The sequence below is a fragment of the Pseudoruminococcus sp. genome (genome assembly GCF_047012705.1).
GTDB lineage: Bacteria > Bacillota > Clostridia > Oscillospirales > Acutalibacteraceae > Pseudoruminococcus.
This window is the reverse complement of sequence record NZ_JBKXNW010000008.1, coordinates 129138-152317: the sequence shown is the minus strand read 5'-3', so window position 1 is coordinate 152317 and position 23180 is coordinate 129138. Positions and strand designations below refer to the sequence as shown.

The window sequence follows — 23180 nt, the reverse complement described above, 5'->3', positions numbered from 1 at the left end:
AGAGCGTGGACTTATTGATAATGAGGACTATTACAGTCTGATGACGGAGGTATAATATAATGACACTTTATGAGATGACGGAGCAGGCAAAAACGCTCTATAATATGCTCTCTTATGGAGAGATTGATGAACAGACTTTTAATGATACGCTTGAGAGTATCGGTGCAGATGACAAAATCAACGATTACTGCATAGTAATCAGACAGCTAAAAGCTGACGCTGAAAGTTGTAAAGAGGAAAAAAAGCGTTTTGAAGAAAGAATCAGACAATTTGAAAACGCACAGAAGCGTATGAAAGAAGTCCTTGAAAGCTTTATGCTCGTAACAGGCAAAGATAAAGCTAAAACGGACAAGTTCACGCTCTATCATACAACATCAAAAGCGGTCGAAATAACCGACCTCAACGCAATACCTGTTGAGTACATAAAGCCACGCAAAGAGGACGATATAAAAAAGTCAGAAATTGCGAAGATAATAAAATGTGGTGAAGAAGTACCAGGAGCAAAACTGGTTACTAATAAGTCGCTTGTTATCAGATAAGGAGGTTTAATAAATGGGTATCCCAGTTTTAATACTCGGCGAGAGCGGGAGCGGTAAATCAACTTCGCTTCGTAATTTCGAGCCTAACGAGCTTGTTATTTACAATGTCGCAGGTAAGCCCTTGCCTTTTCGCAAGGGAGCAAAAATGAATAGAGCAGATAATGCTACATATAGCGTTATCAGACAAAATATGGGTAGAAAGAGGTTCAAGCGTTATGTAATTGATGACAGTCAATATCTGCTCTGCTTTGAGCTTTTTGACCGCTCTGCCGAAACAGGTTATACAAAATTTACGGAAATGGCAAATCATTTTTATAGCTTGATAAAATTTGTCATTAAGGAAATGCCTGCTGACACAATAGTGTATTTCTTACATCATATTGAACAACAAGACGGAAAAGTAAAAGCGAAAACAATAGGCAAAATGCTTGATGAAAAACTGACTGTTGAGGGTTTATTTTCTATTGTCCTGATGGCGATAAATAAGGATGGAGAACACTTGTTTTTAACACAATCAGACGGAACAAATACAGTTAAAACTCCGTTGGAGATGTTTGAAAAAGAGGAAATCGACAACGACTTAAAGCTCGTTGACACAACTATAAGAAAATATTATGAAATCGAGGTAAATAATAATGAGAGCATTTAGTAATTATGACAGCGTATCCGAATATTCAGAGGTTAGTTTTAAGCTCCCGGTAGGGGCTTATGAAGTCGAAATCATCAGAGCGGAAGAGCAGAATGGTGCTAATAACAGTTGTGCTTTGTGCTTGCTGTTTGATATTTCTGAGGGTGAGTATAAAGGCTTCTTTAAAAATAAATTTGATTCCGACCGCAAGAGTTTCCCCGATAAAGCAAAATATAAAGGTGTCCTGCGTGTCTGGTATCCAAATGGCGGAGAGTACGCTGAGAGCAACGAAAAAAGGCTTAAAACTACACTTGAGCGTATAAAAAAATCAAACAATTTAAATATTGATTTTTCGAAGGAGTGGGACGGTAAGGCTTTGAAAGGTTGCAAGGTAGGTATGATATTTCAAGAGCAAGAGTACGATTACGAAGGTAAACAAGGGATGTCTACACAGCCTTACGGCGTAATCACCCTTGAAGCACTCAAAAAGGGTAAATTCACATTACCAAAACCAAAATACTTAAAAGGAAGCTCTGCGAGCCAATCTTCCGCAGACTCATATGCTAATATACCTGCTGACGACGATTTACCATTCTGATGCTTCGTGAATATCAGCAAGAGCTAATTGACAATTTTTTTAAAGCTCTCGATGACGGCTATACCGCTCCTTGCATTGTACTCCCTTGCGGGGGCGGCAAATCTGTTATTGTAGCTGAAATAGCTAAAATATACACACTTATGGATAAGCAGGTTTTATTTTTAGTTCATCGAAAAGAATTGTGCGGTCAGATTTTTAGCACATTTGTTCGATATGGTGTGAATATGGAATATTGTCAAATAGCTATGGTACAGACAACAACAAGGCGATTAAAATCAACTAAAAAGCCTGACTTGATAATAACGGACGAGAATCATCATAGTTTAGCAAGAAGCTATAAGCGAATATATGAGTATTTTGCTGATGTGCCGAGAGTTGGCGTTACGGCAACACCTGAACGCATAGATGGTTCAGGGCTTAAAGATGTTAATGATAAGCTGATTTTAGGTGTAACGGCAAAATGGCTTATTGAAAATAACTTTTTAGCTCCTTATGACTATTATGCACCAGGATTTAAATTACCAAAATTTCACACCCGCAACGGCGATTTTGCTCAAAACGAGGTTGCTCAATATTTTAATAGCAATCAAAAAAAGATTTACGGCAAAGTCATTGAGCATTATTGTAGGCTCGCAAACGGCAAACAAGGTATCTGTTATCTGCCGACTGTCGAGGTATCAAAATCAATAGCTGATAATTTTAACAGTTTTGGTATTTCTGCCGCACATATAGACGGTAGTACACCGAGGGTAGAAAGAGATAACATTATTAAACAATTTCGTGAGGGCGAAATTAAGATACTGTGTAATGTTGATATTATTAGCGAGGGTTTTGATGTACCCGATTGTGAGTGCGTAATACTTCTAAGACCGACGAAATCGTTAATTTTGTATACTCAACAGGCTATGAGGTGTATGAGGTATAAGCCTGGCAAGCGTGCAATCATCATAGACCACGTAAACAATATAGACCGCTTCGGGTTTCCTGACAGGGATAGGGAGTGGCTGCTTGAGGGGCACCCTCATAAAAAGCGTGGAGTTGGCGAGCAACCACTTAAAATCTGTAAAAACTGTTTTGCGGCAGTACCAATAAGCACTATAATCTGCCCGAACTGTGGCGAGAAATTTCCTGCACCGGAGGCAGCTAAGACGGTAGATATTAAGCTTATGAAAATCAACGAGGCAAAACAAAGAGTTAGATTTTATTTATCGCCTAATGAGTGCCAAAGTGTCGAGGAATTGTCAGAATATGCCAAATTACACGGTTATAAGCCAGGTTGGGTATATTATCAACAAAAATCAAGGGGGTGGCTGAATGGCCCAGCAAAAGCAAGAAACAGCGATACAAAACGCTATCCGTGCAGAGCTATCCCAGGTTGGAATAGTCAGGCGGAATAATGTAGGTACATACATAACACCTTATGGGGCACCGATAAAAATAGGTATACCGGGCGAAGCAGACCTTACGCTTTTTGCATACGGCGGAAAGACAATATTTATTGAGGTTAAAACTAACAAAGGAAAGCAAAGCAAAGCTCAAAAACACTTTGAAGATGTTGCTATGACATTAGGCTTTGAATACATCGTTATGCGGAGCCGTGAGGACGCTGTGAGGCTTGTTAAACGATTGAGAGGTGAGATAGGTGGCAAGGCGAAAAAAACAGAATAAGCAAGCTCCTAAGCCTAATTTTGTACTTATCAATCGTAGTATTTTTGAGTGGGAATGGTGGGGCGATATATATGTCACTCACTTTTTCATTGGACTAATATTACTTGCAAACCACGAGGACAAAATGGTCAGAGGAATAAAGGTGAAAAGAGGGCAACATCTGACTTCTATTAGTAAATTAGAGAGCGAACTGTTAATGAATCACAACTGTATTTTAAACTGTATTAAAAAATTAAAATCCAGTGGTGAAATACTTGATGATGTCAAGCCTAACAAATATAGAATTATCACTATTGTAAACTATGATAAATTTCAAGGTTATGTTGACCGTCAAACGGATAACATAACGGATAACATAACGGATAACATAACGGATAACATAACGGATAACAGGACGGAGACAAACAATAATAATATATCTAAAGATATATTAAATAAAGAAAAGAAGGTACCCGTTGCCCCTACGGGGCAAACGGGTACCGTAAAAAAAGAAACTCCGCCTTCTGCGGTTTCGCCTGATGGCGAACCGCCTACGGCGTTCGACTACGAATCAATCGACTGGCATATAGTGCAAAGCTTTAAGGGTGACGGAGGTAAGGATTTAGTTTATGGGCATATCCCAATTAGGAGCGTGCGCAGGTTTGCTAAAGCACAGGGTATTGATGACTATACAGCGTCAGACTTTCACTCGGCTTTTAGAAAATCTAAGACGCCGTTTCCGAGGCACTGGGAAGAATTGTTTGTGAGATATAGCAAAGCTGACAGCAAGCAACAGACAGAGTTTGAAAAGAGATTGCTTAACGGGGAGTACATCGAAAAATGGACAGAGTAGAAAAGAAGACGGAAATTGAATTTAAAATACTTGCCTCTGCTGTTGCCCTCGATGAAGATAATCGTAGAAAGATTTTTACCCTCAACGAAAAGCATTTTTTGAATGAGAGTGCGAAGAAAACTTTTAAAGCTTTGAAAAAGATATTTTTTGAATATCCAAACGCTGATGAAAGTATTTATTTATCCGCTTTTGACGGTGAAGCAAGGGAAGCGATTGTATCTATTATGCAGTCGTCATTAACGCCGACGCTAATGGCTGAACAGCTTGATGATACGCTCAATGCTTTTAAAAAAATTGTCAGGGACGCAGAAATACGCTCAGAATTTAATATGCTTGCCATAAGCGATGATGTATCATATCAAACGATTAAAGCATTAGCTGATAAATTCGAGCCAGAGGAGAGAAGTGTTAAAGACAACGCCGTTTTGTATTTACAGAATTACAAAAAGAAATACGAAACGATTTCAACGGGTTTTAAATTTATGGACGAGCTTCTAAACGGCGGTTTTATCAAAGGCACTGTGGCAACAATAGGAGCAAGACCATCAACAGGTAAAACTACTTTTGCAATTAACATTGCGTCACACAACAGGCAAATTAAAACATTGTTTTTTAGCCTGGAAATGTCGGCGGGAATGATATATGACAGGATAATGGCTGATTATCTTAACGAGGACTACACAAAAACAGGCAAGCACGATGGCGTTGAAATTACAGATGTAATTGATATGCTTGATAAATATGAAAATTTAAAAATTATAGATGATTTATCTGATGTTGAAGATATCACAAATATGATTTATCAAATAAAGCCTGAATTTGTGATTATTGATTTTGTACAGATTGTAACATCAATGCAGATATTTGTCGATAACCGGCAAAGGGTTGATTACATATCTCAACAACTCAAAAGAGCAGCTAAAAAAACAAATTGCTCAATATTGATATTATCCCAGCTGACACGCAATGCCAAGGAAAAACCGACAATGTCAGCCCTCAAAGAAAGCGGAGGTTTGGAACAGGATAGCGATTATATCATTTTGTTACATAGGGATTACGTCAACGATAAATCAAACGAAGATATTGACGCAAAAGATACAGAGGTTATCTTAGACAAAAACAAATTCGGCAGGACTAAAGAACTTAAATTTGAATTTGATGGTAAGTTTCAACGATTTTCGGAAATAGGGGAAGCCGGCCCTGAAAATGAAAAAGAAACGATTGCACATATATCAAAAAATGATGATTCGGAAGTGAGCGACAATGAAGACTTACCGTTCTGACTACTACATCAAGTGCGATAAATGCAATCAGGAATATGCACAAATATCCGTCCGCAGGTGTCCGCACCCGGCGGTAAATCGCAGATTTGGTGAGCATATGTGCGTGTGCTGCTGCCGAAAATGTAAGTTTGCTGAGCACATCAGCGGAGGATTGGCTTGTACATATGGAAAAGGAGATTAAAATGGATTTTGATAAAAAAACAGAGGAAAGAATAAAGAAATTTGTGAAGGTACGCAATGAAGCGTTATTCAGCCTTGACGAGAAGAAGATTAAGGCTTTTATGAAAAAATACACTGGTGTTAAGCCTGAAAATATTTCAAGTGAAACTGCTTTCTGGGCAATGGTCTTCAAGGCTATATGCAATATAGAAGACGCACCGTCAGAGGTTAAAGCGAAAGCTAAGGCTTGGCTCAAAGAGCACGGATTCAAGGAGAGTATACGATGAGAGAAAAATTATTCAGGGGTAAATTCGGGGACGAATGGAAGTACGGATATTTAACTATCGAGCCGCAGGGTTTGGCTATAAAAGAGCCTTATGTGTGTGGTACATCGCATATATGGTGTATTAACCCCGAAACAGTTGGGCAGTACACAGGCTTGAATGACAAGAACGGCACTAAGATTTTTGAAGGGGATATACTTAAGTTTATTGACGGTGACAATGAAGTATCATATTACGAGGTTGTGTATTCCGAAGCTAATTGCAGATGGATAATAAGGCAGCATGAAGGAGCAACAGACGACTTAGACGATTTTGTCGGGAAATATATGACTGTCGTCGGTAATATCTACGACAATCCAAAGCTTTTGGAGGTTTAATAAAATGGGCGAGATATATGTACCCTGTGATAAAAGCTGTATAGCAAACCTTAACGGCAAGTGCTGTCTCAGTGAGTGTAGGGGTCAGATAATCATATCAAGACCTTTTAGAACCAATTCAGAGGAACAGCTTAAAAAGATTTATGAAATCACGAAAAAATATTTCAGAGAAGATTTTGAATACGATGAAAGCATTTTCGAGGACGAGGAAGATTAAGGAGGAATCTAAAATGAGCGACAATCTTAAATACGATGACAATAAACCAAGGCTTGACCTTGTACCGCCTGAGCTGATAGAAGCGGTAGGTATAGTCCGTACTTACGGAGTAAGCAAATACGGCGACAGTGAAAGCTGGAAGCAGGTAGAGCCGTACAGATACCGAGCCGCACTAATGAGGCATATATGCTTATATATCAAAGAGCCTGACGGCGTAGACGCTGAAAGCGGATTGCCTCATTTATGGCATATTGCTTGCAATGTTGCATTTTTGATAGCGTTAAATGCCGAGAAATGCCCCACAAGCGATTTTAAAGCTAAAACAGTAAATTTACCAAACGAGCAATAAAAACCGCTCACAGGTCAATTATGACGAAATTAGGAGGTGCCTGAGTGAAAGCACGGGTTGTTACAAACAGAGAAATCAAAATTGCAGAGGAAATAGCTAAACAGTCGGAGCAGGCGTATATGCGCAGAATCTTAAAGCTTGTATGTTATGCACTCCATGTACAGCATGGCTTTGGTGCTAAGCGTATATCGCAAGTCATTAATTTTTGTAATGATGAGATGAAAGATGTTGACGAGGCATACTGGGTTAATCTCGACAGGCTTTTAACTGAGCATATCGGCATAGACTTTGCAAATGAAGATTATGACGAGCGTGAGGCAAGGGCTAAAGAGCTTAACTCTCAACGCAAAAGGAAGTGATGATGTGACAGCGAAAGAATATCTTATGCGTATAAGGAATCTTGATGGATTTATAAATGCAAAAATAAAAGAAAAGTCTGAACTTGAAAAGCAAATGACTTGTTTAAAGTCTGTACAGTTTGGTGAAAAAGTTAAAACTTCTTGTTCTGACAATGCACAAAAAACTATTGATAAAATAATTGATATGCGTAATGAAATTGATGAAGAAATCGATAAACTGGTTGATTTGAAAAGAGAAGTCAGAGAAAAAATAAATCGTTTATCCGATAACAGATTTAAAAGCGTGCTTATTGATTATTATATAAATGGTATGACTTTTGATGAGATAGCAGAGGATATAAAATATAGCAGAATACATACTATTCGCATATATGGAAATGCACTTGATGTTTTTGAAAAGATGATACTAAATGATATTGAATGATACTTTTATCAGTGCTAAAATGGTATTGTGAGATGAGGGCGGAAGAGAGTGTGAAGCTACTATGCTAAGCACTCCACCGCCAACAACTTGCCTTTTTCATTCTTCTTTCTATATGTTGTTCATACAATACGCACCGCATTAGCGGTGCAATACGGCAGCTGTACAGTACAACTCAATATCCGAGTGAGAGTGCAAGTTTTCCTTTCATATAAAAATTTTCGTTAATATCTTGTACAGTACAACTCAATATCCGAGTGAGAGTGCAAGCCTCTAAGCTGCCACCACACAAACTAAGACGCTATAGAAGTTATCATAGTCGATGCTGTGTCTGTTAAGACTATGGCTCAAGCATACACGAGGTAGAGTGCTCGTACAAACGTTGTGTGAGCAAGCAGTATGTTAAGAAGCAACGTGACCGCATGAGAGTATGCCGCCCGTCAGAGCGTTATCTGACCCACTTGACTATTACATAGCAATATTAGTGTGAGCCTTAATGTTGTGAGCTTGATATTGCTTTTGTAGTGACGCACTTGTTGATTGTGCCGAATATAAAATATTATAAATCAACCGCCCACCAGGGCGTTACCTGGTCCAAGTGCGAGTTTGCGTTTTATACCTCCTGAGTTTACATAAGAGTCGTCCAATAGGGCGGCTTTTGTGTTTTCAGAAAGTTTTAGAAAGGCGGTGATACCGTGAAAGACAAATTAAACGCAAGACAAAAGAAATTTGCTGAATATTATGTGCAGAGCGGTAATACCGTTCAGAGTGCAATTAAAGCAGGATATTCAGAAAATTATGCAAACGCAAGAGCTTATGAATTGTTGGAGAATGTTGGAGTTTTAGAATACATCAAAGAGATTTCCGAAAAGCTCAAGGATGAACGCATAATGACCGCAAAAGATAGGCAAGTGCTACTTTCTGATATTGCGAGAGATGACGAAAACGAACCTAACGACCGCATAAAGGCAGTTGATACACTTAATAAAATGACAGGCGAATACACTGTCAAGGTTGACGCAAAGGTTGAACAGTCGGAAAAACTTGCCGATGTTTTTAAACAGTTAGGCGGTGAGGGACTTGATGAATAGCTTCCCTCTTTCGCAGAAATACATTGATTTTATCAATTCAACTAAGAATGTTACAGCGGATTTTCTTGAAGGCACTACTGCTTCTGGAAAGACAACAGTCGGTGCTGGTGTCAAGTTTATGCGTATGGTGTCGGCAAGCCGCAAGAAACTTCATGTCATAGCCGCAAAGACAACAGGTAAAGCCGAAGAAACGATTATTCAGCAGGATAACGGAATACTCGACCTGCACCGTAATGCTCGCTATTGTGGCAACGGTGATAAAGATTATAAGCTTCCGCATATCAAGTTTGAAGGCAAGATAATCTATGTTTTAGGCTATGACAATAAAGATAAATGGGAAATGGTCCTCGGTGCTCAGTTCGGCTGTGTTTATATTGATGAGATTAACACCGCAGATATTGAGTTTGTGCGAGAGATGTCAACAAGAAACGATTATTTGATTGCAACACTAAATCCCGATGACCCAAATTTACCAGTTTACAAAGAGTTTATTAACCGTTCCCGACCATATCAAAAATATGCTAAAGATGTTCCGCCCGAGATTATGGCGGAACTTAACGAAGAGCCTGTACCGAATTGGCGGTATTGGTTCTTTTCTTTTAGGGATAATTTGTCATTAACTGATGAGGATATACAGCGAAAAATACTTGCCGCTCCGAAAGGCACAAAGCTTTATAAAAATAAGATTCTTGGCTTGAGAGGCAGAGCGACAGGACTTGTATTCAGCAATTTTGATAGGCAAAGACACATCAAATCAAAAGAATGGGCAAAGCAACAAGCCTTCACGCAGTATTCCGCAGGGCTTGATACAGCATATTCGCAGAAATCCCCTGACACTATCGCAATGAGCTTTATAGGCATTACGAGGAATGGTGCTTGTGTGTTGCTTGATGAGCGAGTATATAATAATGCCGAACTTCAAATACCGATTGCTCCGAGCGATACGGTCAAGAATTTTATTGATTTTCTCGACCGAAATTCAAAAGAATGGGGACTTGCTCGAAATGCATTTATCGACAATGCAGACCAAGCTACCATAACAGAGCTTAACAAGTACAAAAGGTCGCACGGCTGTATATACACATTTACTAATGCATGGAAGAAAACAACAATTATTGACCGTATCAATTTACAGCTCGGTTGGTTCGCTGAGAACTGTTTCTTTGTGCTTGAACACTGTAAAAACTATATAAACGAACTTGAAATTTATAGCTGGCAGGAGGATAAGGACAATACTCCCGAAGATAAAAACGACCATATGATAAACAGCGTGCAGTACGCCTGGCTGCCGTATAAGAAAAAGATAGGAAGTGAAATAAATGGGGCTGATTAACACCGTGAGAGATAAGATAAGAAGTTTTTTGAGGATAGAACCGCCTCAGCAAAGCACGATTACGATACAACAAAACCTTGATTATTACGCCAATGTTGCTAAAAATCGTATATGGTATCGAGGCAATAGTTATGAGCTATCACAGCTTTATAATCAGCTTGATGTATCGCCAACAACATTTTGGAAAGCAAGCTGCACAAAGGGAATGGAAATCCGTAAAATACATACGGGTTTGCCAAAACTGATAGTTGATACACTGTCAAATATTATCATCAATGATTTTAATGGTGTTGATTTTATTAATAGCGACGCTCAAAAGGAAATTTGGGATAATACATATAAAGCCAATAAGGGAGACAAGCTCTTACATAAATGTATCAAAGATATGCTTGTTGTTGGTGACGGTGCTTTCAAGATTACCTTTGACAAGAGCATAGACGAGGAATATCCGATTATTGAGTTTTACCCTGGTGAAAATGTTGAATATACAAGAGTTCGAGGACGAATCACAGAGGTTATATTTATTACAGAGTATATCGACAACAAAGAAAAATACACGCTTAGGGAACATTATGGCTACGGTTATATAAAATATCGTTTGTATAGAGAGAATGGCGATGAGATACCGCCTAATTCAATAGAACAAACGAAATGGATTGACGGCAGGGGCGTTACCTTTGACGAAAACATAATGCTTGCTGTGCCTTGTATATTCGGCGACAGTGAACAGTATCAGGGCAGAGGCGGCAATATCTTTGACGGCAAGACAGACGATTTCGACGCGCTCGACGAAGCGTGGTCACAGTGGATGGACGCGCTTAGGGCAGCTCGTTCAAAGAGCTATATACCGGAATGTCTGTTACCTCGAAATCCTGATACTGGTATGATTATTAAACCTAATGCCTTTGATAACAGATATATTTCAACAAATAACGATATGTCAGAAACAGGCTGTAATAAAATCACTCTCGACCAGCCTAATATCCCACATGAAAGCTACTTGCAAACATACATAACCGCCCTTGACTTATGCTTGCAAGGTATAATTTCACCGTCAACGCTCGGCATTGATGTCAAAAAGATGGATAATGCCGAAGCACAGAGAGAAAAAGAAAAAACTACTCTATATACTAGAGGAAATCTTGTACAGCTTGTGGAAGAATTTATGCCGGAGCTTGTAAAAGCTGTGGTGTGCGGATATCAGATATGGCATGAGCTTGATATTACTCCTCCGAATGTCGCGGTAAACTTCGGTGAATACGCTAACCCAAGTTTTGAAGCTGTTGTTGAAACAGTAACTAAGGCAAAACAAGGCGGTATTATGAGTACTGAAAGCTGTGTCGAGGAGCTTTATGGCGACAGCAAGGACGCCGAATGGAAAGAACAGGAAGTCGCAAAGTTGAAAGCCGAACAGGGCGTGCAGGATATGGATAATTCGTCCATGGCTGACGATTTGGAGATTTAAAAAATGTCTGATTACGATATTGGTAAGGCTTTTGAAGAAATCGAAAATGAGCTTATATCCTCAATGATTAGGAATTTAAGCCGCCATAGAGCCGAAGAATCAAAGCTTGGCATAGAATGGTCACAATGGCAGGCGGAACAGCTCAAGGCACTTGAAGTCTATAAGCGGAAGAACAGCAAGAAATTTACAGGCCAGTATAATTCGATAAATCAACATATCCGCAGAGCTTTGCAGGACTCCTATAATGACGGTGGCACTAAGCAGGAACGACAGATTTTACAAGCTGTAAAGCGTGGTTTCAAAGGCAAAAGCAAAAACAAGTCCGCATTTACTGGTGTGGCTGAAACAACAGGAGAGTTTTTCAAGACAAACGAAAGAAAACTTGATACTCTAATTAAAGCGACTACTCATGATATGGGTAAGGCTGAAACTGCCGTTCTGCGAATGGCTAATGACCAATACAGGAAAATTATATTCAATGCTCAGGTTATGGCAAATACGGGTGCGGGAACTTATGCAAAAGCTGTTGATATGGCGACAAAGGACTTTCTTTCAGCTGGTATCAACTGCATACAGTACCGAAACGGTAGGCGGGTAAACATCAAGTCTTATGCTGAAATGGCACTGCGTACGGCAAATAAAAGAGCATATCTTCAAGGCGAGGGGGCTAAGCGGCAGGAATGGGGAATATATACCGTCATTCTTAACAAACGTGGCAACCCTTGCCCTTTGTGTGCTCCTTTCGTAGGTAAGGTGTTCATTGATGATGTATGGAGCGGAGGGCCTAAGGACGGCATATCTCCCGTTACAGGCATTAAGTATCCGTTATTGTCCGAGGCTATTAAAAAGGGCTTGTATCACCCGAATTGTAAGGACGCACACACTACATATTTTGAGGGTATAAGCACACCGCCAGAAAACAGCCAATACACCGCCGATGAGCTTGACGAACTCGCAGAGAGATATAACAATGCCCAGAAGCAAAACTACGCTCAGAACGAAGCTGAGCGAATGGAGCGTATGTCTAAGTTCTCGCTCGATAAAGATAATAAAAGAGCTTATGGTGCAAGGGCTGAACAGTGGAGGGAGAAGGCAGAAGAACTTGAAAAAAATATATCTAATGAGGCTGAATCAAGTAAGCCTAAAATTGTTAATACAGATTCAGTTGTAGACAAGCAAATTATAGATTCGTCTGATTATAGAAAAATGTTTGACAAATTAGGTGAAAATTCTAAGACTACTCGTTCAATTTTTCAGCAGGCAAAAGCCATTCTTAATCATCGTTCAGGCAGCAACTTTGAGGATTTATCATTTATAGATAGCGCAACAGGAAAATTTTTAACCCGTACGGATTATAGTGTTGAGAAACAATGTGTTCCATCAAAAAGTATGATGGATATGGTAAAAAAAGCGAAACCTAATACTGTAATAGCTATACATAATCATCCTAATAGTTCTGTACCAAGTTTGGATGATATAAATTCAGCTTGGAAGAAAAAATATAAGTACGGCATTATTGCTTGTCATAACGGTAATATTTTTAAGTATAAAATTGTAGGAGATTATAATCAAGGCTTTGTTGATTTTCTTCTTGACAAACTAAATTCTTGCATCTATAATGAGGATATTGATACTGTTAATAAGATTTTAGAATCATTAAAGAAGCAAAATATTGAAATGGAGGTATTTTTATGGAAATAACATATGAAAATATATGTAACAAGTTAGGATTTACATTAGAAAACTATAAGCCCGATATTTCAGATTATGAGGATGATTCTAAGATAAGCCCTTTTTCAAAACTTACAAAAGAAGAATCGGATTTTTTGCTTAATTATATACTTAGTAAACAACATATTTAACCGCTCCTTGAGGGCGGTTTTTCTATGGCTGAAAGGTGGTGATAATATGTATAAAGAAAAATTGCTATCTCAAATTAAAATTCTTGAAAATCTGCAAGAAAAATGTGGAATATATGATGTTTCCGAAACCATACAACTTAGCGGAGAGATTTTAAGACTTGCAAATAAGCTTGATGAGCTTGAAGAAGAATACACGGCGACTGCGAATTTGGATAAGTCATTCGAGGAACTGTCTGAGGATAAGCAAGAACAAGTACGCAGGTTTATCGAAGAACGCTTCATAAAAAGAAATTAAGCACTCTGAAAAGGGTGCTTTTTTAATGCCCAAAACTCTGACGGCGTTAAAAGCTGAGGAATAAGCCGACGGGCATAAAACGGAGGAGAATATTATGTCAGAACAGCAGGAAACACAACAGACTGCTAACGCTCAGCAGAATAATAAGGGCGGAGAGGGCAACGCTGCCAAAGGCGGAACACAGGCAACTTATACACAGGAACAGCTTGACAGTATGGTACAAGCGAGAGAACAGAGAGCCAGCAACGCAGCTCTAAAGTCATACTTTGCACAGCAGGGAATGACCGAGGAGGAAATTACACAGGCGATAAACACCTATAAAACAAATAGGGAAAAGAATAAGCCGGATGTTAGTGCTATGCAAGCTCAAATTGAGCAGTACAAGCAGTCAGAGCTGACCGCAAGACTTAATCAGCAAGCAACACTTACCGCTTTCAAGCTTGGTATTTCAGCCGATACGGTACCATATATTTTGAAATTGGCTGATTTTTCGGGCGTTACCGATGAAAGTGGAAAAATCAATGATGAAAAGCTGAAATCAGCCGTAAGCAAGGTCCTTGAAGATGTTCCACAGCTTAAAGGCGAAACATCAAAGGGCGGTTTTCAAAAAATCGGTGCTGACGGTGATAACAGCAACGATAAGGAAAAACAGAACGCTATGCTTAGAAAAGCATTCGGACTTAAAAATTAAGAAAGGCAGGAAATTTTATGAATAATATTGAATTATCAACAGTATATCTTCCATTGCTTGACGAGGTTTATAAGGAAGCAAGTAAAACTTCAATCCTTGAGGGCGATGAGGTAACAGTAAAAAAGGGCAGTAATGGCGAAATCAAAATTGCTAAGCTTGATATGGACGGACTTGGTGATTTCAGCCGTAACGATGGCTATACAAAGGGCTCGACATCTTTTGTATGGGAAACAGTTAAGTATGACAAGGAGCGTTCTCAGGATTTGAGAATTGACCGACTTGATAACGATGAGGCTCTCGAAACTCCATTTGCAAAGCTTTCAGGCGAATTTATCCGTACTAAGGTTGTGCCCGAAACAGACGCCGCCAGAATTGCAAAGATTTGCGGTACAGAAGGAATCACAACAAAGGCTGAAAAGCTTTCGAATGGTTCGGAGGTTATCAGTGCTTTGCGTGCTTGCTCAAACACAATGGACGAATTAGAAGTGCCAACAGAAAGCCGTATACTATTCATCACACCGACACTTAGAGCAAGCATTGATGACCTTGATACAACACAGTCAAGAGCAGTTCTTTCTAAGTTCTCAAACATAATTGAAGTGCCACAAACAAGAATGTATACTGCAATAACTCTTAATGACGGTACTACAAATTACGGTTACAAGAAGGCCGAGGGTCAGTATGTAAAAACTGAAGATACAGAGATTGTGAAGGACAAGAAGTATTATACTGAAAGCGGTGGCGTTTATTCAGAGGTTTCTTCTCCTGCAAAATCTGCTTTGAATACATATTATGAGCTTGTCGGCGTTGGCAAGAATGTAAACTTCCTTTGCGTTGAAAAGTCCGCTGCGGTTTGTGCTATCGACCAGTACATCAAGTATTTCTCCCCAGACCAAGACCAGCAGGGCGACAGCCATGTATTCAAATACCGCAACAATAACCTTTATGCACACTGCTATGAAAACAAGCTCGCAGGTATCTACTGTTCTTATGTGGAGTGATGATTTATGCGGAATTATGCAACGGAAGCAGATTATCTAAAGTATTATACGGTAGTGCCTGAAAGCTTTGATAATCTTGTCCGTAAAGCAAGCAGAATAATTGATACTTTGACCTATAACAGAATCATAGGAAAGGGTTTTGATAATTTAACGGATTATCAACAGGAAACCATAACAGAGTGCTGTTGTGAGATTGTGCAGTTCTATGATGAATATGCAGATATGCTTGATACAGTGCTTAAATCTTACGGCATAAACGGCGTATCAATGCAGTTTGATTATAATACAGGCGTTTGCGTTAAGAACGGTTGTATAGTGCGTCAGATTACTTATAGCAGGCTGATGTCAACAGGCTTGTGCTGTGGGGTGCTGAGATGAAATATCCTTGTTTGGTGCTTAAATCTGTATGTACTACGCCGATTACAATTACAGTATATCAAGAGGGTTTAAGTGAGGACGGAGAACCGCTAAAGGCTCTTGAAATCAATGTCTTGTGTAATTATCAGGACAAGGCTAAAACCGTTCTTACAGCCGATAAACAGCTTGTGCAGTTATCTGCACAGGCTTATTTTATCGGTGATATTGCCCCTGAATTACCGACGCTTTCAAACGGCGAGGTCATCGTGAACGGAGTTAGGCGTAGAATCTATCAGGGTGAAAAAGCCCGAAATCCTGACGGCACAATCAATTATACGAGATTGGACTTGATATAATTATATTATTTGTATTGACAATGTATTAACAATATGATAATATAATATCAAGGAGATGATATTATGGCTATGTCAAATATAAATATTAGAATCGATGCAGAGAAAAAAGCAAAAGCTCAAGAATTGTTTTCTTCACTTGGAATGGATATGAGTACAGCGATAAACCTTTTTATCCAACAGGCAATAGAATTTAACGGTATACCTTTTGTAATTCGTAAATATAATTCTGAAACAGAGGCTGCGTTTGCTGAAGTCGAGAAGATGAAAAAACACCCAGAATTATATAAAGGATATACTGATATTGATGAATTATTTGAGGATTTGGATAAATGAAATATATAGTTAAATTCACGAACCAATTCAAGAAGGACTATAAGAAAGCACAGAAACAGCATAAGAATATAGATGTTTTGAAAAGTGTTGTTAATATGCTTGCAAATGGTGAAACATTGCCCATAAAGTATAGTGACCATATTCTTATAGGAGATTATAAAGGAAAACATGAATGCCACTTAGAACCAGATTGGCTGCTTATTTATGAGTATGACGGTGACGAACTTATACTTTATCTTTGCAGAACAGGCACACATAGCGATTTATTTTAAGATTAAGCACTTTGAGAAATCAGGGTGCTTTTCTTATGCTCAAAAGGAGCTTCATATGAAAGTCACATCAAAGGTTAGGATAAACCAAACCGCAATAAAAGCTATTACAGCAAAAGCACAGATAGCTCTTGAACATACAGCAGAAGAATTGCACAAAGAGGTTGAACAAGCTCAGGTTATACCGAGAGATACAGGAACATTGCAAAACGAAAGTACATTTGTTGACACTTCACAAAGCGGTCAGGGAAAGGTTTCAATCGTTTCAAGTACACCCTATGCAAGACGGCTTTACTATCACCCTGAATATAACTTTCACCAAAATGACTGGGAGGAAGAAATTAAGCACAGGGACGGAAAAACAGAAACAATAAAGCACGGCTCTAATCCAAACGCCAAAGCTCACTGGTTCGAGGATTGGCAAAAAGGCGGAAAGCACGAAGATTTCTGTAATAAAGCTTTTGCAATAATTATGAGAAGGTTGATGAGATGATTTATTTAGCTGATATACGTAATTGGCTTAAACGGTTTAATATTGCTGATTATTACTACTCTGGTAAGCTTGACGCAAACAAAGAAAAAGCAATTTGTGTTTATCAGCGTAAATCAACAATCGAGGCTGTAAGAGTTATCGGTGGTAAATCAAGTTATAATATTAAACCTATTTCGGTGCTTATACACTGGAATAAAAACTCGACAGAAACAGAGAAAGCCGCTTATAAGCTATATGAACAGCTTGAGGCGGTTTCTTCATTTCTGCTTAATGATACGAAAGTATATTTCATAAAGCTATTACAATCTGAACCCGTAAGCGTAGGAACGGATGATAATGGCATTTATGAATATGTAATTGAATTTGATATTTATTATGAAAGGAAGTAATTATTTATGGCAAATGTAACATCAGGTGTTTTTCCTTGTTATGAAAATCAGTTTGCGATTGGAGCAAGCGATGAATCTACAAATACAATAGCTGATATGGAAACCTTTTCAGTATCGTTTGATGACGGTGTAGAAGAATGGAAACCATACGAAGCCGGAGGTTGGACAAACAGACTTAAAACGGCTAAGTCTATAACAATTTCAGTATCTGGTAAGCGTAATATTGGCGACACAGGCAATGATTTTGTTGCGGGCAAGGCTTTTCTTAATGGTACAGATTGTAATGCTGTGCTTAAATGGACTTTTCCTGACGGCACAGTTGTTAAGCTTGATGTTGTTATCAATGTTACCGCTCTCGGAGCAGGCGACAGCACAGCAGTAGGTACACTCGAATTTGACCTTATGTCAAGAGGCAAGCCAACAGTAACACCGGCAGGTTAAGAAAGGAAGTTTTAATTATGGCAAAGATTATTGATATTACAGATAAGCTCAATTTTGAGCAGAAACCACAGATTAAAATCAAGGATACAGTTTTGACAGTAAATGATGAGGCGGTAGCACTTCTTGAAATTCTGCCAAAGCTGAACGGCAATGTCATGCCCAAAACTATAAGCGATGTGTGCAATATTCTCTTTGATGAATCAGAAATGCAGAAGCTCAAGAAGTTAAAGCTTAATTTTGAGGACTTCACAACTCTTGTACAGTCGGCAGTTGAGCTTGTCGCAGGCGGTGAAGAGCCGGGGGAAACAGCGACCCTTGCTACGACATAATAGAGGACTTTGATTTAATAGTTTCCTCGTTTTTGTCGGAGTATGGGGTCAGGATATATTCAGAGGACTTCAAACATATGAAATGGGACGAATTTTGCTCGCTTCTGCGTGGCTTGAGTGCTGATTCACCACTTGGCAGAATTGTGCAGATACGAGCAGAAAACGACCCAGAAAGGCTAAAGTACTTCACCGCACATCAAAAGAAAATCCGTTCAGATTGGCGAAACCGCAGAGCAAAGCAAGTTACTCAACAGGATTCGGCTATGGCTCTTGAGCAATTCAAACAGATGTTTATATCAGTGGCTAAATAAAATGTTTGACAAAACTCTTGAAAAATTTTGTGATTTATGGTAATATTTTGACAAATAATTACAAAATTCTCAGGAGGTTGTGTGAACTATGTCAAAAAAAGTAATAAAATGTCCGAAGTGTAAGAGTACGAATGTTCAAATTATGGGTAACGACCGAAAAGGCTTTTCCGTTGGTAAGGCTGTTGGTGGAGCAATGTTGACTGGAGGAGTAGGTTTATTAGCTGGTTTTGCGGGTAAAAAAGGTAAATACGAGATGTTCTGCATGGATTGTGGTCGTCGTTGGAAAGAAAAATAAGGTGTTAAATATGGATATGAAACTTATGGATTCTGGAAAAGATATTTATTCTAATAGTTTATTTAATCCAAACGAACTATCAAATCAGTGGTATGTAAGCATTTCATTTGGTAAGTCTACCTCTCAAAATTTTGATAGAGCATTGTATTTAGCTAAACAAGCTCCAAAATATAGCGAACAAATGTATAATGGTAAAATGGTTTATCAAGCTACTTATGGAGAAGCACCTAATGAATTTTTAGCTTTTGTTAAATTGTATGAACTTATTAGTAATTGGAAATCAACAACTGTAATTATCAATGGTGAAATTATTGATAGAAAAATTGTTGGCGGGTTAAATTATTGCTATGGAGATAAATGCCGTTCAGGAAATACTAAATTTTGTTATGGGGCAAGTTATATGACGGAAAATCCATTTGGGTGTCACAGACTACAAATAAGTGCTTGTAATCATCCTTGGTGGAGTTTTAATCAACGCATTGGGAACTATTATATAATAGATAAAACTGCCATAAAAAGCAGAATAGATGAGTATGGTAGTAAATATAATATATGCCCTTGTTACAATCAGGAAATTATTTATAATGTCCTAAATAATTTACCAAGTAAGTTAACATTAAAGGAGTATGAAAAATTATGTGGTGGTGGCTCTATAACATATAGAATAAATGTTTCAGTTGATAATAAACAAAATCAACCAACGCTAAGCCACAAAGTAAATAATCTCAATAATATTAGCAATAAAAACAAAACAGTTGCACTTATATTGGGGATTTTATTTGGGTATTTAGGCGTGCATAGATTTTATGTCGGTAAAAGTAAAACAGGAATTTTGTATTTGCTTACAATGGGTTTATTTGGGATAGGCTGGATTTACGATATTATAAAAATTGTTAATGGCGAATTTAAAGATGGAAAGGGTTTACTTATAAAAAAGTAAGTACATAGATTTTTTTAAATCTATCAATATCGGAAATAAAAATTTTTCTAAAAACCTCTTGACTTTATGCCACACATAAATTATAATAAAGGTGTGACAAAAAGAAAAGAGGTGAAATGAATGTCACCACGCACAGGAAGACCAAAAGTGGATAAGCCAAAAGATATTCGTTACAGTATTAGACTTGATGTTGAAACAGAGATGAAACTGCAAAAATACTGTAAAGAAAATAACATATCTAAAGGCGAAGCAATTCGTCGAGGTATATATCTGCTTTTTGAGCAAAAATAAATACACCCTGCTTATATCTTGGCGGACATACAGAGTGTATTTATAAACCGACAGATTACTCTATCTATAAATATTTTACTATAGATTTTGTTTTCTGTCAATCTAAACAGAAAGGAAATCTATTATGAAAAAACTAATGAAATTTGAAAACAGCGACATTCAGATGATTCAGATTAATGGCATATGGTACTTTGAACTTTACTCTATAGGAATGGCTTTAGGGCAATTTAGAATTGCAAAAGGTAAAAAATATCCTGCTAAAGATAGAATTGATAAAAATGCCAAAAATGCCGAAATTAAGCCAGTTGTACGCAATGCACAACCGTTCATCACAGAAGAACAGCTCTACGACCTTATGCTTGAAACCCGTACAGATAAGTGTAGAGTATTCCGTAAATGGCTGACAAATGAAGTGCTTCCAGCACTGAATCACGAAGGCACTTACACAATGAAGCACGAGCCTAAAACCGATAAGCCCTACGAATACTTCGATAAGACTTATAACGGTGTGCCGGTGCTGACGGCTCTTGATGTCGAAAAGCTGACAGGTGTTAGTGCTACAATGGTTGACTACTACATGAAGCATAAAGCCGAGCATGGCAAGGATTACTATCAGCTTACTAATACTAATTTAAGGAATTTTAAGTTAGAAAATCCGAGGATTGTGAAATTCATTAATTGTTTGAATATCATAACTCGTGAGGGCTTCATAAAGTTTTGCAGAGCTTATGGCGTACAAATTGACACACCTAAGTGCTTTGAGGTTAAGGAAGAGCCTCAAAAGACACAAATTGATTACAATAAATTTGAGAGGGCTTTTTCATTAGGCGCATCAAGTGGCAAACTTGTTAAAAACATCAAAAATGATATTATTACAATTCAGATGATTTGTGATTTTATGGGTTGCGGATTTCACGTATATTCAGATTATGACGCGTATAGAAAAACATTATATGAAGCGGTTAAGAAACTTTACACGTATGCAAATGATTTAAGACAAATAAAACTTGAGTGTTAAAAGTTAATATCCAAGCGCACATCAGAAATGGTGTGTGCTTTTATTTTGCAATTTTTTAGATGAAAGGAGGAATTATATTGAGTGATATAGATACAGTGGCAGGAATATCGTTTGACTTAAATTTAAATATGAATAGTCTTGAGAGTGCTATTTCAGAAGCGTCCAAAATTGTAAGCGATAGGTTGACAATGTCTTTTTCAACAGTTACAAAATCTTGCGAAGGTAAGATTAAAGAAATGTCTAACGCTATTGAAAATTCTTCTGAATCGGCTTTAGATAGTATCAAATCAGTATCAGAACAAGCAACTTCAAAAATTGTTTCTGATACAGATAAGACTAAAACTGAAATAGAGCAAAAAATTAATGTAATAAAGAAGAATGTACAACATAATGCTGATTCATTTTTTCAAACAAACGCAAAACAATCTAAAAATTCTCAAAATACTTGGGAGAAGATTGTAACATACAGTAAAAATGGTAGTGAAAAAATAAAGAAAAGTTTTAGTGGCATAAGCAATAAAGCTCAGAAATCTGCCGAATCAATGAAAAGCTCTTTCGGCGGAGCTTTTAAGAAAATAGCAGGCGCGGCGGCTGCGGCTTTCAGCGCTGCGGCGGTTGTAAAGTTCGGCAAGGATTGCGTTGAATCAGCGGCAAGTGTTAATGCCGCAAACTCTCAGCTTTCGCAGACTTTCGGCAATTTACAAGGCAATGCCGAAGCAGCTATGAAAAGAGTTGCAGATTCAAGTGGTATAGTTCAGTCACGCTTGCAGGGCGTAGGAACGAGCATTTACGCCTTTGCCAAAACAACGGGTATGGACAGTGCTAATGCCCTCTCGATGATGGAAGAGGCTTTACAGGTAACAGCCGACAGTGCCGCATATTATGACCGCTCTCTTGAAGATACAGCAGAAAGCTTGAAATCATTTTTAAAAGGCAACTATGAAAATGATGCTGCTCTTGGCTTATCCTGCACAGAAACCACAAGAAATACTGCCGCAAATAAGCTGTATGGTAAATCATTTCAGGATTTATCAGAATCACAGAAACAGCTTACACTTTTGCAGATGGTCAAGGACGCTAACCAGTTATCAGGCGCTATGGGTCAGGCTGCAAGAGAAGCTGACGGCTGGGAAAATGTCACAGGTAACTTAAAAGAGGCTTGGAATCAATTACTTGCTGTCATAGGACAGCCTATCTTACAAGCGGCAACGGTTATCGTGCAGAATCTCACATCAGCAATTCAAACGCTTACGGAATATGCAAAAGCGGCTTCTAATGCTCTTGGCGAAATGTTTGGCTGGGGCGGAAACAATGCTGTAACAGCTTCTGTATCAAGTGCGGCAAATTCCGTAGGAGCTTTGTCGAGTAGTACGGCTGAATCTACTGACAATCTGAATAAAAGCACCAAAGCGGCAGAAAAGCTCAAAAAAGCAGTTGCAGGCTTTGACCAGCTTAACATTTTAAGTGCAGATACAAGCAAATCTGATGACAATGTGACTTCTAATACCACAAATAACACGGTGACACCTGTTGCTTCATCAGCTTCAGGCCTGAAATCTGATGAAAGCGCTTACAATAAATTCGGCGATAATGTTAAAAAAGTTTTCGAGAAAATCAATATGGCAATAGAGCCTGTAAAAAAATCACTTGGCAGATTAAAGGAACAGTTTGACAGACTTGGAAAGTTCGCTTGGGAGGGGTTAAAAGATTTCTATAATGATTTCTTAAAACCTATCGGTAAGTGGGTACTCGGTGAGGGTTTACCTAGGTTTATAGACGCAATATCACAGATGATGTCGAACATTGATTGGGACAAGATTAATTCCGCTCTCGACGAGTTGTGGAAAGCATTAACCCCTTTTGCAATAAATGTTGGTGTGGACCATAGTCAATAAAGTAGACAAGT

General features: G+C 38.4%; 36 protein-coding genes. All 36 read left to right on the top strand.

The window, feature by feature from the left end; translation table 11 throughout:
* The first annotated feature begins 59 nt into the window (after nucleotides 1-59).
* The 36 genes from ACLU24_RS09625 (at nucleotide 60) to ACLU24_RS09450 (ending at nucleotide 23169) form a co-directional block, all read left to right on the top strand.
* A complete protein-coding gene (locus ACLU24_RS09625; protein WP_412612297.1) occupies nucleotides 60-539 on the top strand; it encodes a siphovirus Gp157 family protein in 480 nt (159 codons plus the stop codon).
* A gap of 13 nt (nucleotides 540-552) precedes the next feature.
* A complete protein-coding gene (locus ACLU24_RS09620) occupies nucleotides 553-1188 on the top strand; it encodes a DEAD/DEAH box helicase family protein (protein ID WP_412612296.1) in 636 nt (211 codons plus the stop codon).
* On the top strand, nucleotides 1175-1765 hold the full coding sequence (locus ACLU24_RS09615) for a hypothetical protein (RefSeq protein WP_412612294.1): 591 nt from the start codon (nucleotides 1175-1177) through the stop codon (nucleotides 1763-1765). Before ACLU24_RS09620 ends, ACLU24_RS09615 begins: the two co-directional genes overlap by 14 nt.
* On the top strand, nucleotides 1765-3162 hold the full coding sequence (locus tag ACLU24_RS09610) for a DEAD/DEAH box helicase (protein ID WP_412612293.1): 1398 nt from the start codon (nucleotides 1765-1767) through the stop codon (nucleotides 3160-3162). The genes ACLU24_RS09615 and ACLU24_RS09610 overlap by 1 nt, the downstream gene beginning before the upstream one ends.
* Complete coding sequence (locus ACLU24_RS09605) at nucleotides 3080-3433, top strand: VRR-NUC domain-containing protein (RefSeq protein ID WP_412612292.1); 354 nt, start codon at nucleotides 3080-3082, stop codon at nucleotides 3431-3433. The genes ACLU24_RS09610 and ACLU24_RS09605 overlap by 83 nt, the downstream gene beginning before the upstream one ends.
* Complete coding sequence (locus tag ACLU24_RS09600) at nucleotides 3408-4265, top strand: hypothetical protein (protein WP_412612291.1); 858 nt, start codon at nucleotides 3408-3410, stop codon at nucleotides 4263-4265. Before ACLU24_RS09605 ends, ACLU24_RS09600 begins: the two co-directional genes overlap by 26 nt.
* Complete coding sequence (locus ACLU24_RS09595; RefSeq protein WP_412612289.1) at nucleotides 4253-5548, top strand: DnaB-like helicase C-terminal domain-containing protein; 1296 nt, start codon at nucleotides 4253-4255, stop codon at nucleotides 5546-5548. Before ACLU24_RS09600 ends, ACLU24_RS09595 begins: the two co-directional genes overlap by 13 nt.
* A complete protein-coding gene (locus ACLU24_RS09590; protein ID WP_412612288.1) occupies nucleotides 5529-5729 on the top strand; it encodes a hypothetical protein in 201 nt (66 codons plus the stop codon). Before ACLU24_RS09595 ends, ACLU24_RS09590 begins: the two co-directional genes overlap by 20 nt.
* A 1-nt stretch (nucleotide 5730) precedes the next feature.
* Entirely contained in the window at nucleotides 5731-5994 is a 264-nt protein-coding gene (locus ACLU24_RS09585) for a hypothetical protein (RefSeq protein ID WP_412612287.1), read from the top strand.
* Nucleotides 5991-6368, top strand: a complete 378-nt coding sequence (locus tag ACLU24_RS09580) for a YopX family protein (RefSeq protein ID WP_412612285.1) — start codon at nucleotides 5991-5993, stop codon at nucleotides 6366-6368. Before ACLU24_RS09585 ends, ACLU24_RS09580 begins: the two co-directional genes overlap by 4 nt.
* 4 nt (nucleotides 6369-6372) lie before the next feature.
* Nucleotides 6373-6585, top strand: coding sequence for a hypothetical protein (locus ACLU24_RS09575; protein WP_412612284.1), 213 nt, complete (start codon nucleotides 6373-6375; stop codon nucleotides 6583-6585).
* 13 nt (nucleotides 6586-6598) lie between these two features.
* Nucleotides 6599-6934 (top strand): dATP/dGTP diphosphohydrolase domain-containing protein, encoded by a 336-nt coding sequence (locus tag ACLU24_RS09570; RefSeq protein WP_412612282.1) that lies wholly within the window; start codon nucleotides 6599-6601, stop codon nucleotides 6932-6934.
* Between the two features lie 44 nt (nucleotides 6935-6978).
* The gene (locus ACLU24_RS09565) at nucleotides 6979-7293 is read left to right on the top strand and encodes a hypothetical protein (protein ID WP_412612281.1); all 315 of its coding nucleotides are present in this window, start codon (nucleotides 6979-6981) and stop codon (nucleotides 7291-7293) included.
* Nucleotides 7294-7297: 4 nt separating this feature from the next.
* Complete coding sequence (locus ACLU24_RS09560) at nucleotides 7298-7717, top strand: DUF1492 domain-containing protein (protein ID WP_412612280.1); 420 nt, start codon at nucleotides 7298-7300, stop codon at nucleotides 7715-7717.
* A gap of 692 nt (nucleotides 7718-8409) precedes the next feature.
* Nucleotides 8410-8805, top strand: a complete 396-nt coding sequence (locus ACLU24_RS09555; protein ID WP_412612279.1) for a terminase small subunit — start codon at nucleotides 8410-8412, stop codon at nucleotides 8803-8805.
* Nucleotides 8798-10138: a terminase gene (locus tag ACLU24_RS09550; RefSeq protein ID WP_412612277.1), complete on the top strand. Its 1341-nt coding sequence runs from the start codon at nucleotides 8798-8800 to the stop codon at nucleotides 10136-10138. Before ACLU24_RS09555 ends, ACLU24_RS09550 begins: the two co-directional genes overlap by 8 nt.
* On the top strand, nucleotides 10125-11603 hold the full coding sequence (locus ACLU24_RS09545) for a phage portal protein (protein WP_412612276.1): 1479 nt from the start codon (nucleotides 10125-10127) through the stop codon (nucleotides 11601-11603). The genes ACLU24_RS09550 and ACLU24_RS09545 overlap by 14 nt, the downstream gene beginning before the upstream one ends.
* A gap of 3 nt (nucleotides 11604-11606) precedes the next feature.
* Nucleotides 11607-13304, top strand: a complete 1698-nt coding sequence (locus ACLU24_RS09540; protein ID WP_412612275.1) for a phage minor capsid protein — start codon at nucleotides 11607-11609, stop codon at nucleotides 13302-13304.
* The gene (locus ACLU24_RS09535; protein ID WP_295045554.1) at nucleotides 13295-13465 is read left to right on the top strand and encodes a hypothetical protein; all 171 of its coding nucleotides are present in this window, start codon (nucleotides 13295-13297) and stop codon (nucleotides 13463-13465) included. The genes ACLU24_RS09540 and ACLU24_RS09535 overlap by 10 nt, the downstream gene beginning before the upstream one ends.
* 46 nt (nucleotides 13466-13511) lie before the next feature.
* Nucleotides 13512-13760, top strand: a complete 249-nt coding sequence (locus tag ACLU24_RS09530; protein WP_412612274.1) for a hypothetical protein — start codon at nucleotides 13512-13514, stop codon at nucleotides 13758-13760.
* 94 nt (nucleotides 13761-13854) lie between these two features.
* Nucleotides 13855-14451 (top strand): hypothetical protein, encoded by a 597-nt coding sequence (locus ACLU24_RS09525; RefSeq protein WP_412612273.1) that lies wholly within the window; start codon nucleotides 13855-13857, stop codon nucleotides 14449-14451.
* A 17-nt stretch (nucleotides 14452-14468) separates the two neighbouring features.
* A complete protein-coding gene (locus tag ACLU24_RS09520; protein WP_412612271.1) occupies nucleotides 14469-15452 on the top strand; it encodes a hypothetical protein in 984 nt (327 codons plus the stop codon).
* Nucleotides 15453-15458: 6 nt separating this feature from the next.
* A complete protein-coding gene (locus ACLU24_RS09515; protein ID WP_412612270.1) occupies nucleotides 15459-15830 on the top strand; it encodes a head-tail connector protein in 372 nt (123 codons plus the stop codon).
* Entirely contained in the window at nucleotides 15827-16165 is a 339-nt protein-coding gene (locus tag ACLU24_RS09510) for a hypothetical protein (RefSeq protein ID WP_412612269.1), read from the top strand. The genes ACLU24_RS09515 and ACLU24_RS09510 overlap by 4 nt, the downstream gene beginning before the upstream one ends.
* Before the next feature lie 63 nt (nucleotides 16166-16228).
* A complete protein-coding gene (locus ACLU24_RS09505) occupies nucleotides 16229-16498 on the top strand; it encodes a type II toxin-antitoxin system RelB/DinJ family antitoxin (protein WP_106765398.1) in 270 nt (89 codons plus the stop codon).
* Entirely contained in the window at nucleotides 16495-16770 is a 276-nt protein-coding gene (locus ACLU24_RS09500; RefSeq protein WP_412612267.1) for a type II toxin-antitoxin system YafQ family toxin, read from the top strand. The genes ACLU24_RS09505 and ACLU24_RS09500 overlap by 4 nt, the downstream gene beginning before the upstream one ends.
* Before the next feature lie 55 nt (nucleotides 16771-16825).
* Nucleotides 16826-17260, top strand: a complete 435-nt coding sequence (locus ACLU24_RS09495; RefSeq protein ID WP_412612266.1) for a hypothetical protein — start codon at nucleotides 16826-16828, stop codon at nucleotides 17258-17260.
* Nucleotides 17257-17649, top strand: a complete 393-nt coding sequence (locus tag ACLU24_RS09490) for a phage tail terminator protein (protein WP_412612265.1) — start codon at nucleotides 17257-17259, stop codon at nucleotides 17647-17649. The genes ACLU24_RS09495 and ACLU24_RS09490 overlap by 4 nt, the downstream gene beginning before the upstream one ends.
* Before the next feature lie 6 nt (nucleotides 17650-17655).
* Nucleotides 17656-18090, top strand: a complete 435-nt coding sequence (locus tag ACLU24_RS09485; protein WP_412612264.1) for a phage tail tube protein — start codon at nucleotides 17656-17658, stop codon at nucleotides 18088-18090.
* A gap of 17 nt (nucleotides 18091-18107) precedes the next feature.
* Entirely contained in the window at nucleotides 18108-18419 is a 312-nt protein-coding gene (locus ACLU24_RS09480) for a hypothetical protein (protein ID WP_412612262.1), read from the top strand.
* 32 nt (nucleotides 18420-18451) lie between these two features.
* Entirely contained in the window at nucleotides 18452-18730 is a 279-nt protein-coding gene (locus ACLU24_RS09475) for a Gp15 family bacteriophage protein (protein ID WP_412612261.1), read from the top strand.
* Between the two features lie 88 nt (nucleotides 18731-18818).
* A complete protein-coding gene (locus ACLU24_RS09470; protein WP_412612260.1) occupies nucleotides 18819-19025 on the top strand; it encodes a hypothetical protein in 207 nt (68 codons plus the stop codon).
* 10 nt (nucleotides 19026-19035) lie between these two features.
* Nucleotides 19036-19965 carry a TM2 domain-containing protein gene (locus ACLU24_RS09465; RefSeq protein WP_412612259.1) on the top strand — a complete coding sequence of 310 codons (930 nt, stop codon included), beginning with the start codon at nucleotides 19036-19038 and terminating at the stop codon, nucleotides 19963-19965.
* 147 nt (nucleotides 19966-20112) lie between these two features.
* Nucleotides 20113-20256 carry a ribbon-helix-helix domain-containing protein gene (locus ACLU24_RS09460; RefSeq protein WP_412612257.1) on the top strand — a complete coding sequence of 48 codons (144 nt, stop codon included), beginning with the start codon at nucleotides 20113-20115 and terminating at the stop codon, nucleotides 20254-20256.
* A 124-nt stretch (nucleotides 20257-20380) separates the two neighbouring features.
* On the top strand, nucleotides 20381-21274 hold the full coding sequence (locus tag ACLU24_RS09455) for a BRO family protein (protein WP_412612256.1): 894 nt from the start codon (nucleotides 20381-20383) through the stop codon (nucleotides 21272-21274).
* Nucleotides 21275-21351: 77 nt separating this feature from the next.
* Nucleotides 21352-23169, top strand: a complete 1818-nt coding sequence (locus tag ACLU24_RS09450) for a hypothetical protein (RefSeq protein WP_412612254.1) — start codon at nucleotides 21352-21354, stop codon at nucleotides 23167-23169.
* The last annotated feature ends 11 nt before the right edge of the window (nucleotides 23170-23180 follow it).

Bases quoted from the DNA above. Each gene is read 5' to 3' on its own strand.
- ACLU24_RS09625 (WP_412612297.1), top strand. From the start codon at position 60: ATGACACTTTATGAGATGACGGAGCAGGCAAAAACGCTCTATAATATG.
- ACLU24_RS09620 (WP_412612296.1), top strand. From the start codon at position 553: ATGGGTATCCCAGTTTTAATACTCGGCGAGAGCGGGAGCGGTAAATCA.
- ACLU24_RS09615 (WP_412612294.1), top strand. From the start codon at position 1,175: ATGAGAGCATTTAGTAATTATGACAGCGTATCCGAATATTCAGAGGTT.
- ACLU24_RS09610 (WP_412612293.1), top strand. From the start codon at position 1,765: ATGCTTCGTGAATATCAGCAAGAGCTAATTGACAATTTTTTTAAAGCT.
- ACLU24_RS09605 (WP_412612292.1), top strand. From the start codon at position 3,080: ATGGCCCAGCAAAAGCAAGAAACAGCGATACAAAACGCTATCCGTGCA.
- ACLU24_RS09595 (WP_412612289.1), top strand. From the start codon at position 4,253: ATGGACAGAGTAGAAAAGAAGACGGAAATTGAATTTAAAATACTTGCC.
- ACLU24_RS09590 (WP_412612288.1), top strand. From the start codon at position 5,529: ATGAAGACTTACCGTTCTGACTACTACATCAAGTGCGATAAATGCAAT.
- ACLU24_RS09585 (WP_412612287.1), top strand. From the start codon at position 5,731: ATGGATTTTGATAAAAAAACAGAGGAAAGAATAAAGAAATTTGTGAAG.
- ACLU24_RS09580 (WP_412612285.1), top strand. From the start codon at position 5,991: ATGAGAGAAAAATTATTCAGGGGTAAATTCGGGGACGAATGGAAGTAC.
- ACLU24_RS09575 (WP_412612284.1), top strand. From the start codon at position 6,373: ATGGGCGAGATATATGTACCCTGTGATAAAAGCTGTATAGCAAACCTT.
- ACLU24_RS09570 (WP_412612282.1), top strand. From the start codon at position 6,599: ATGAGCGACAATCTTAAATACGATGACAATAAACCAAGGCTTGACCTT.
- ACLU24_RS09550 (WP_412612277.1), top strand. From the start codon at position 8,798: ATGAATAGCTTCCCTCTTTCGCAGAAATACATTGATTTTATCAATTCA.
- ACLU24_RS09545 (WP_412612276.1), top strand. From the start codon at position 10,125: ATGGGGCTGATTAACACCGTGAGAGATAAGATAAGAAGTTTTTTGAGG.
- ACLU24_RS09540 (WP_412612275.1), top strand. From the start codon at position 11,607: ATGTCTGATTACGATATTGGTAAGGCTTTTGAAGAAATCGAAAATGAG.
- ACLU24_RS09535 (WP_295045554.1), top strand. From the start codon at position 13,295: ATGGAAATAACATATGAAAATATATGTAACAAGTTAGGATTTACATTA.
- ACLU24_RS09530 (WP_412612274.1), top strand. From the start codon at position 13,512: ATGTATAAAGAAAAATTGCTATCTCAAATTAAAATTCTTGAAAATCTG.
- ACLU24_RS09525 (WP_412612273.1), top strand. From the start codon at position 13,855: ATGTCAGAACAGCAGGAAACACAACAGACTGCTAACGCTCAGCAGAAT.
- ACLU24_RS09520 (WP_412612271.1), top strand. From the start codon at position 14,469: ATGAATAATATTGAATTATCAACAGTATATCTTCCATTGCTTGACGAG.
- ACLU24_RS09515 (WP_412612270.1), top strand. From the start codon at position 15,459: ATGCGGAATTATGCAACGGAAGCAGATTATCTAAAGTATTATACGGTA.
- ACLU24_RS09510 (WP_412612269.1), top strand. From the start codon at position 15,827: ATGAAATATCCTTGTTTGGTGCTTAAATCTGTATGTACTACGCCGATT.
- ACLU24_RS09505 (WP_106765398.1), top strand. From the start codon at position 16,229: ATGGCTATGTCAAATATAAATATTAGAATCGATGCAGAGAAAAAAGCA.
- ACLU24_RS09500 (WP_412612267.1), top strand. From the start codon at position 16,495: ATGAAATATATAGTTAAATTCACGAACCAATTCAAGAAGGACTATAAG.
- ACLU24_RS09495 (WP_412612266.1), top strand. From the start codon at position 16,826: ATGAAAGTCACATCAAAGGTTAGGATAAACCAAACCGCAATAAAAGCT.
- ACLU24_RS09490 (WP_412612265.1), top strand. From the start codon at position 17,257: ATGATTTATTTAGCTGATATACGTAATTGGCTTAAACGGTTTAATATT.
- ACLU24_RS09485 (WP_412612264.1), top strand. From the start codon at position 17,656: ATGGCAAATGTAACATCAGGTGTTTTTCCTTGTTATGAAAATCAGTTT.
- ACLU24_RS09480 (WP_412612262.1), top strand. From the start codon at position 18,108: ATGGCAAAGATTATTGATATTACAGATAAGCTCAATTTTGAGCAGAAA.
- ACLU24_RS09470 (WP_412612260.1), top strand. From the start codon at position 18,819: ATGTCAAAAAAAGTAATAAAATGTCCGAAGTGTAAGAGTACGAATGTT.
- ACLU24_RS09465 (WP_412612259.1), top strand. From the start codon at position 19,036: ATGGATATGAAACTTATGGATTCTGGAAAAGATATTTATTCTAATAGT.
- ACLU24_RS09455 (WP_412612256.1), top strand. From the start codon at position 20,381: ATGAAAAAACTAATGAAATTTGAAAACAGCGACATTCAGATGATTCAG.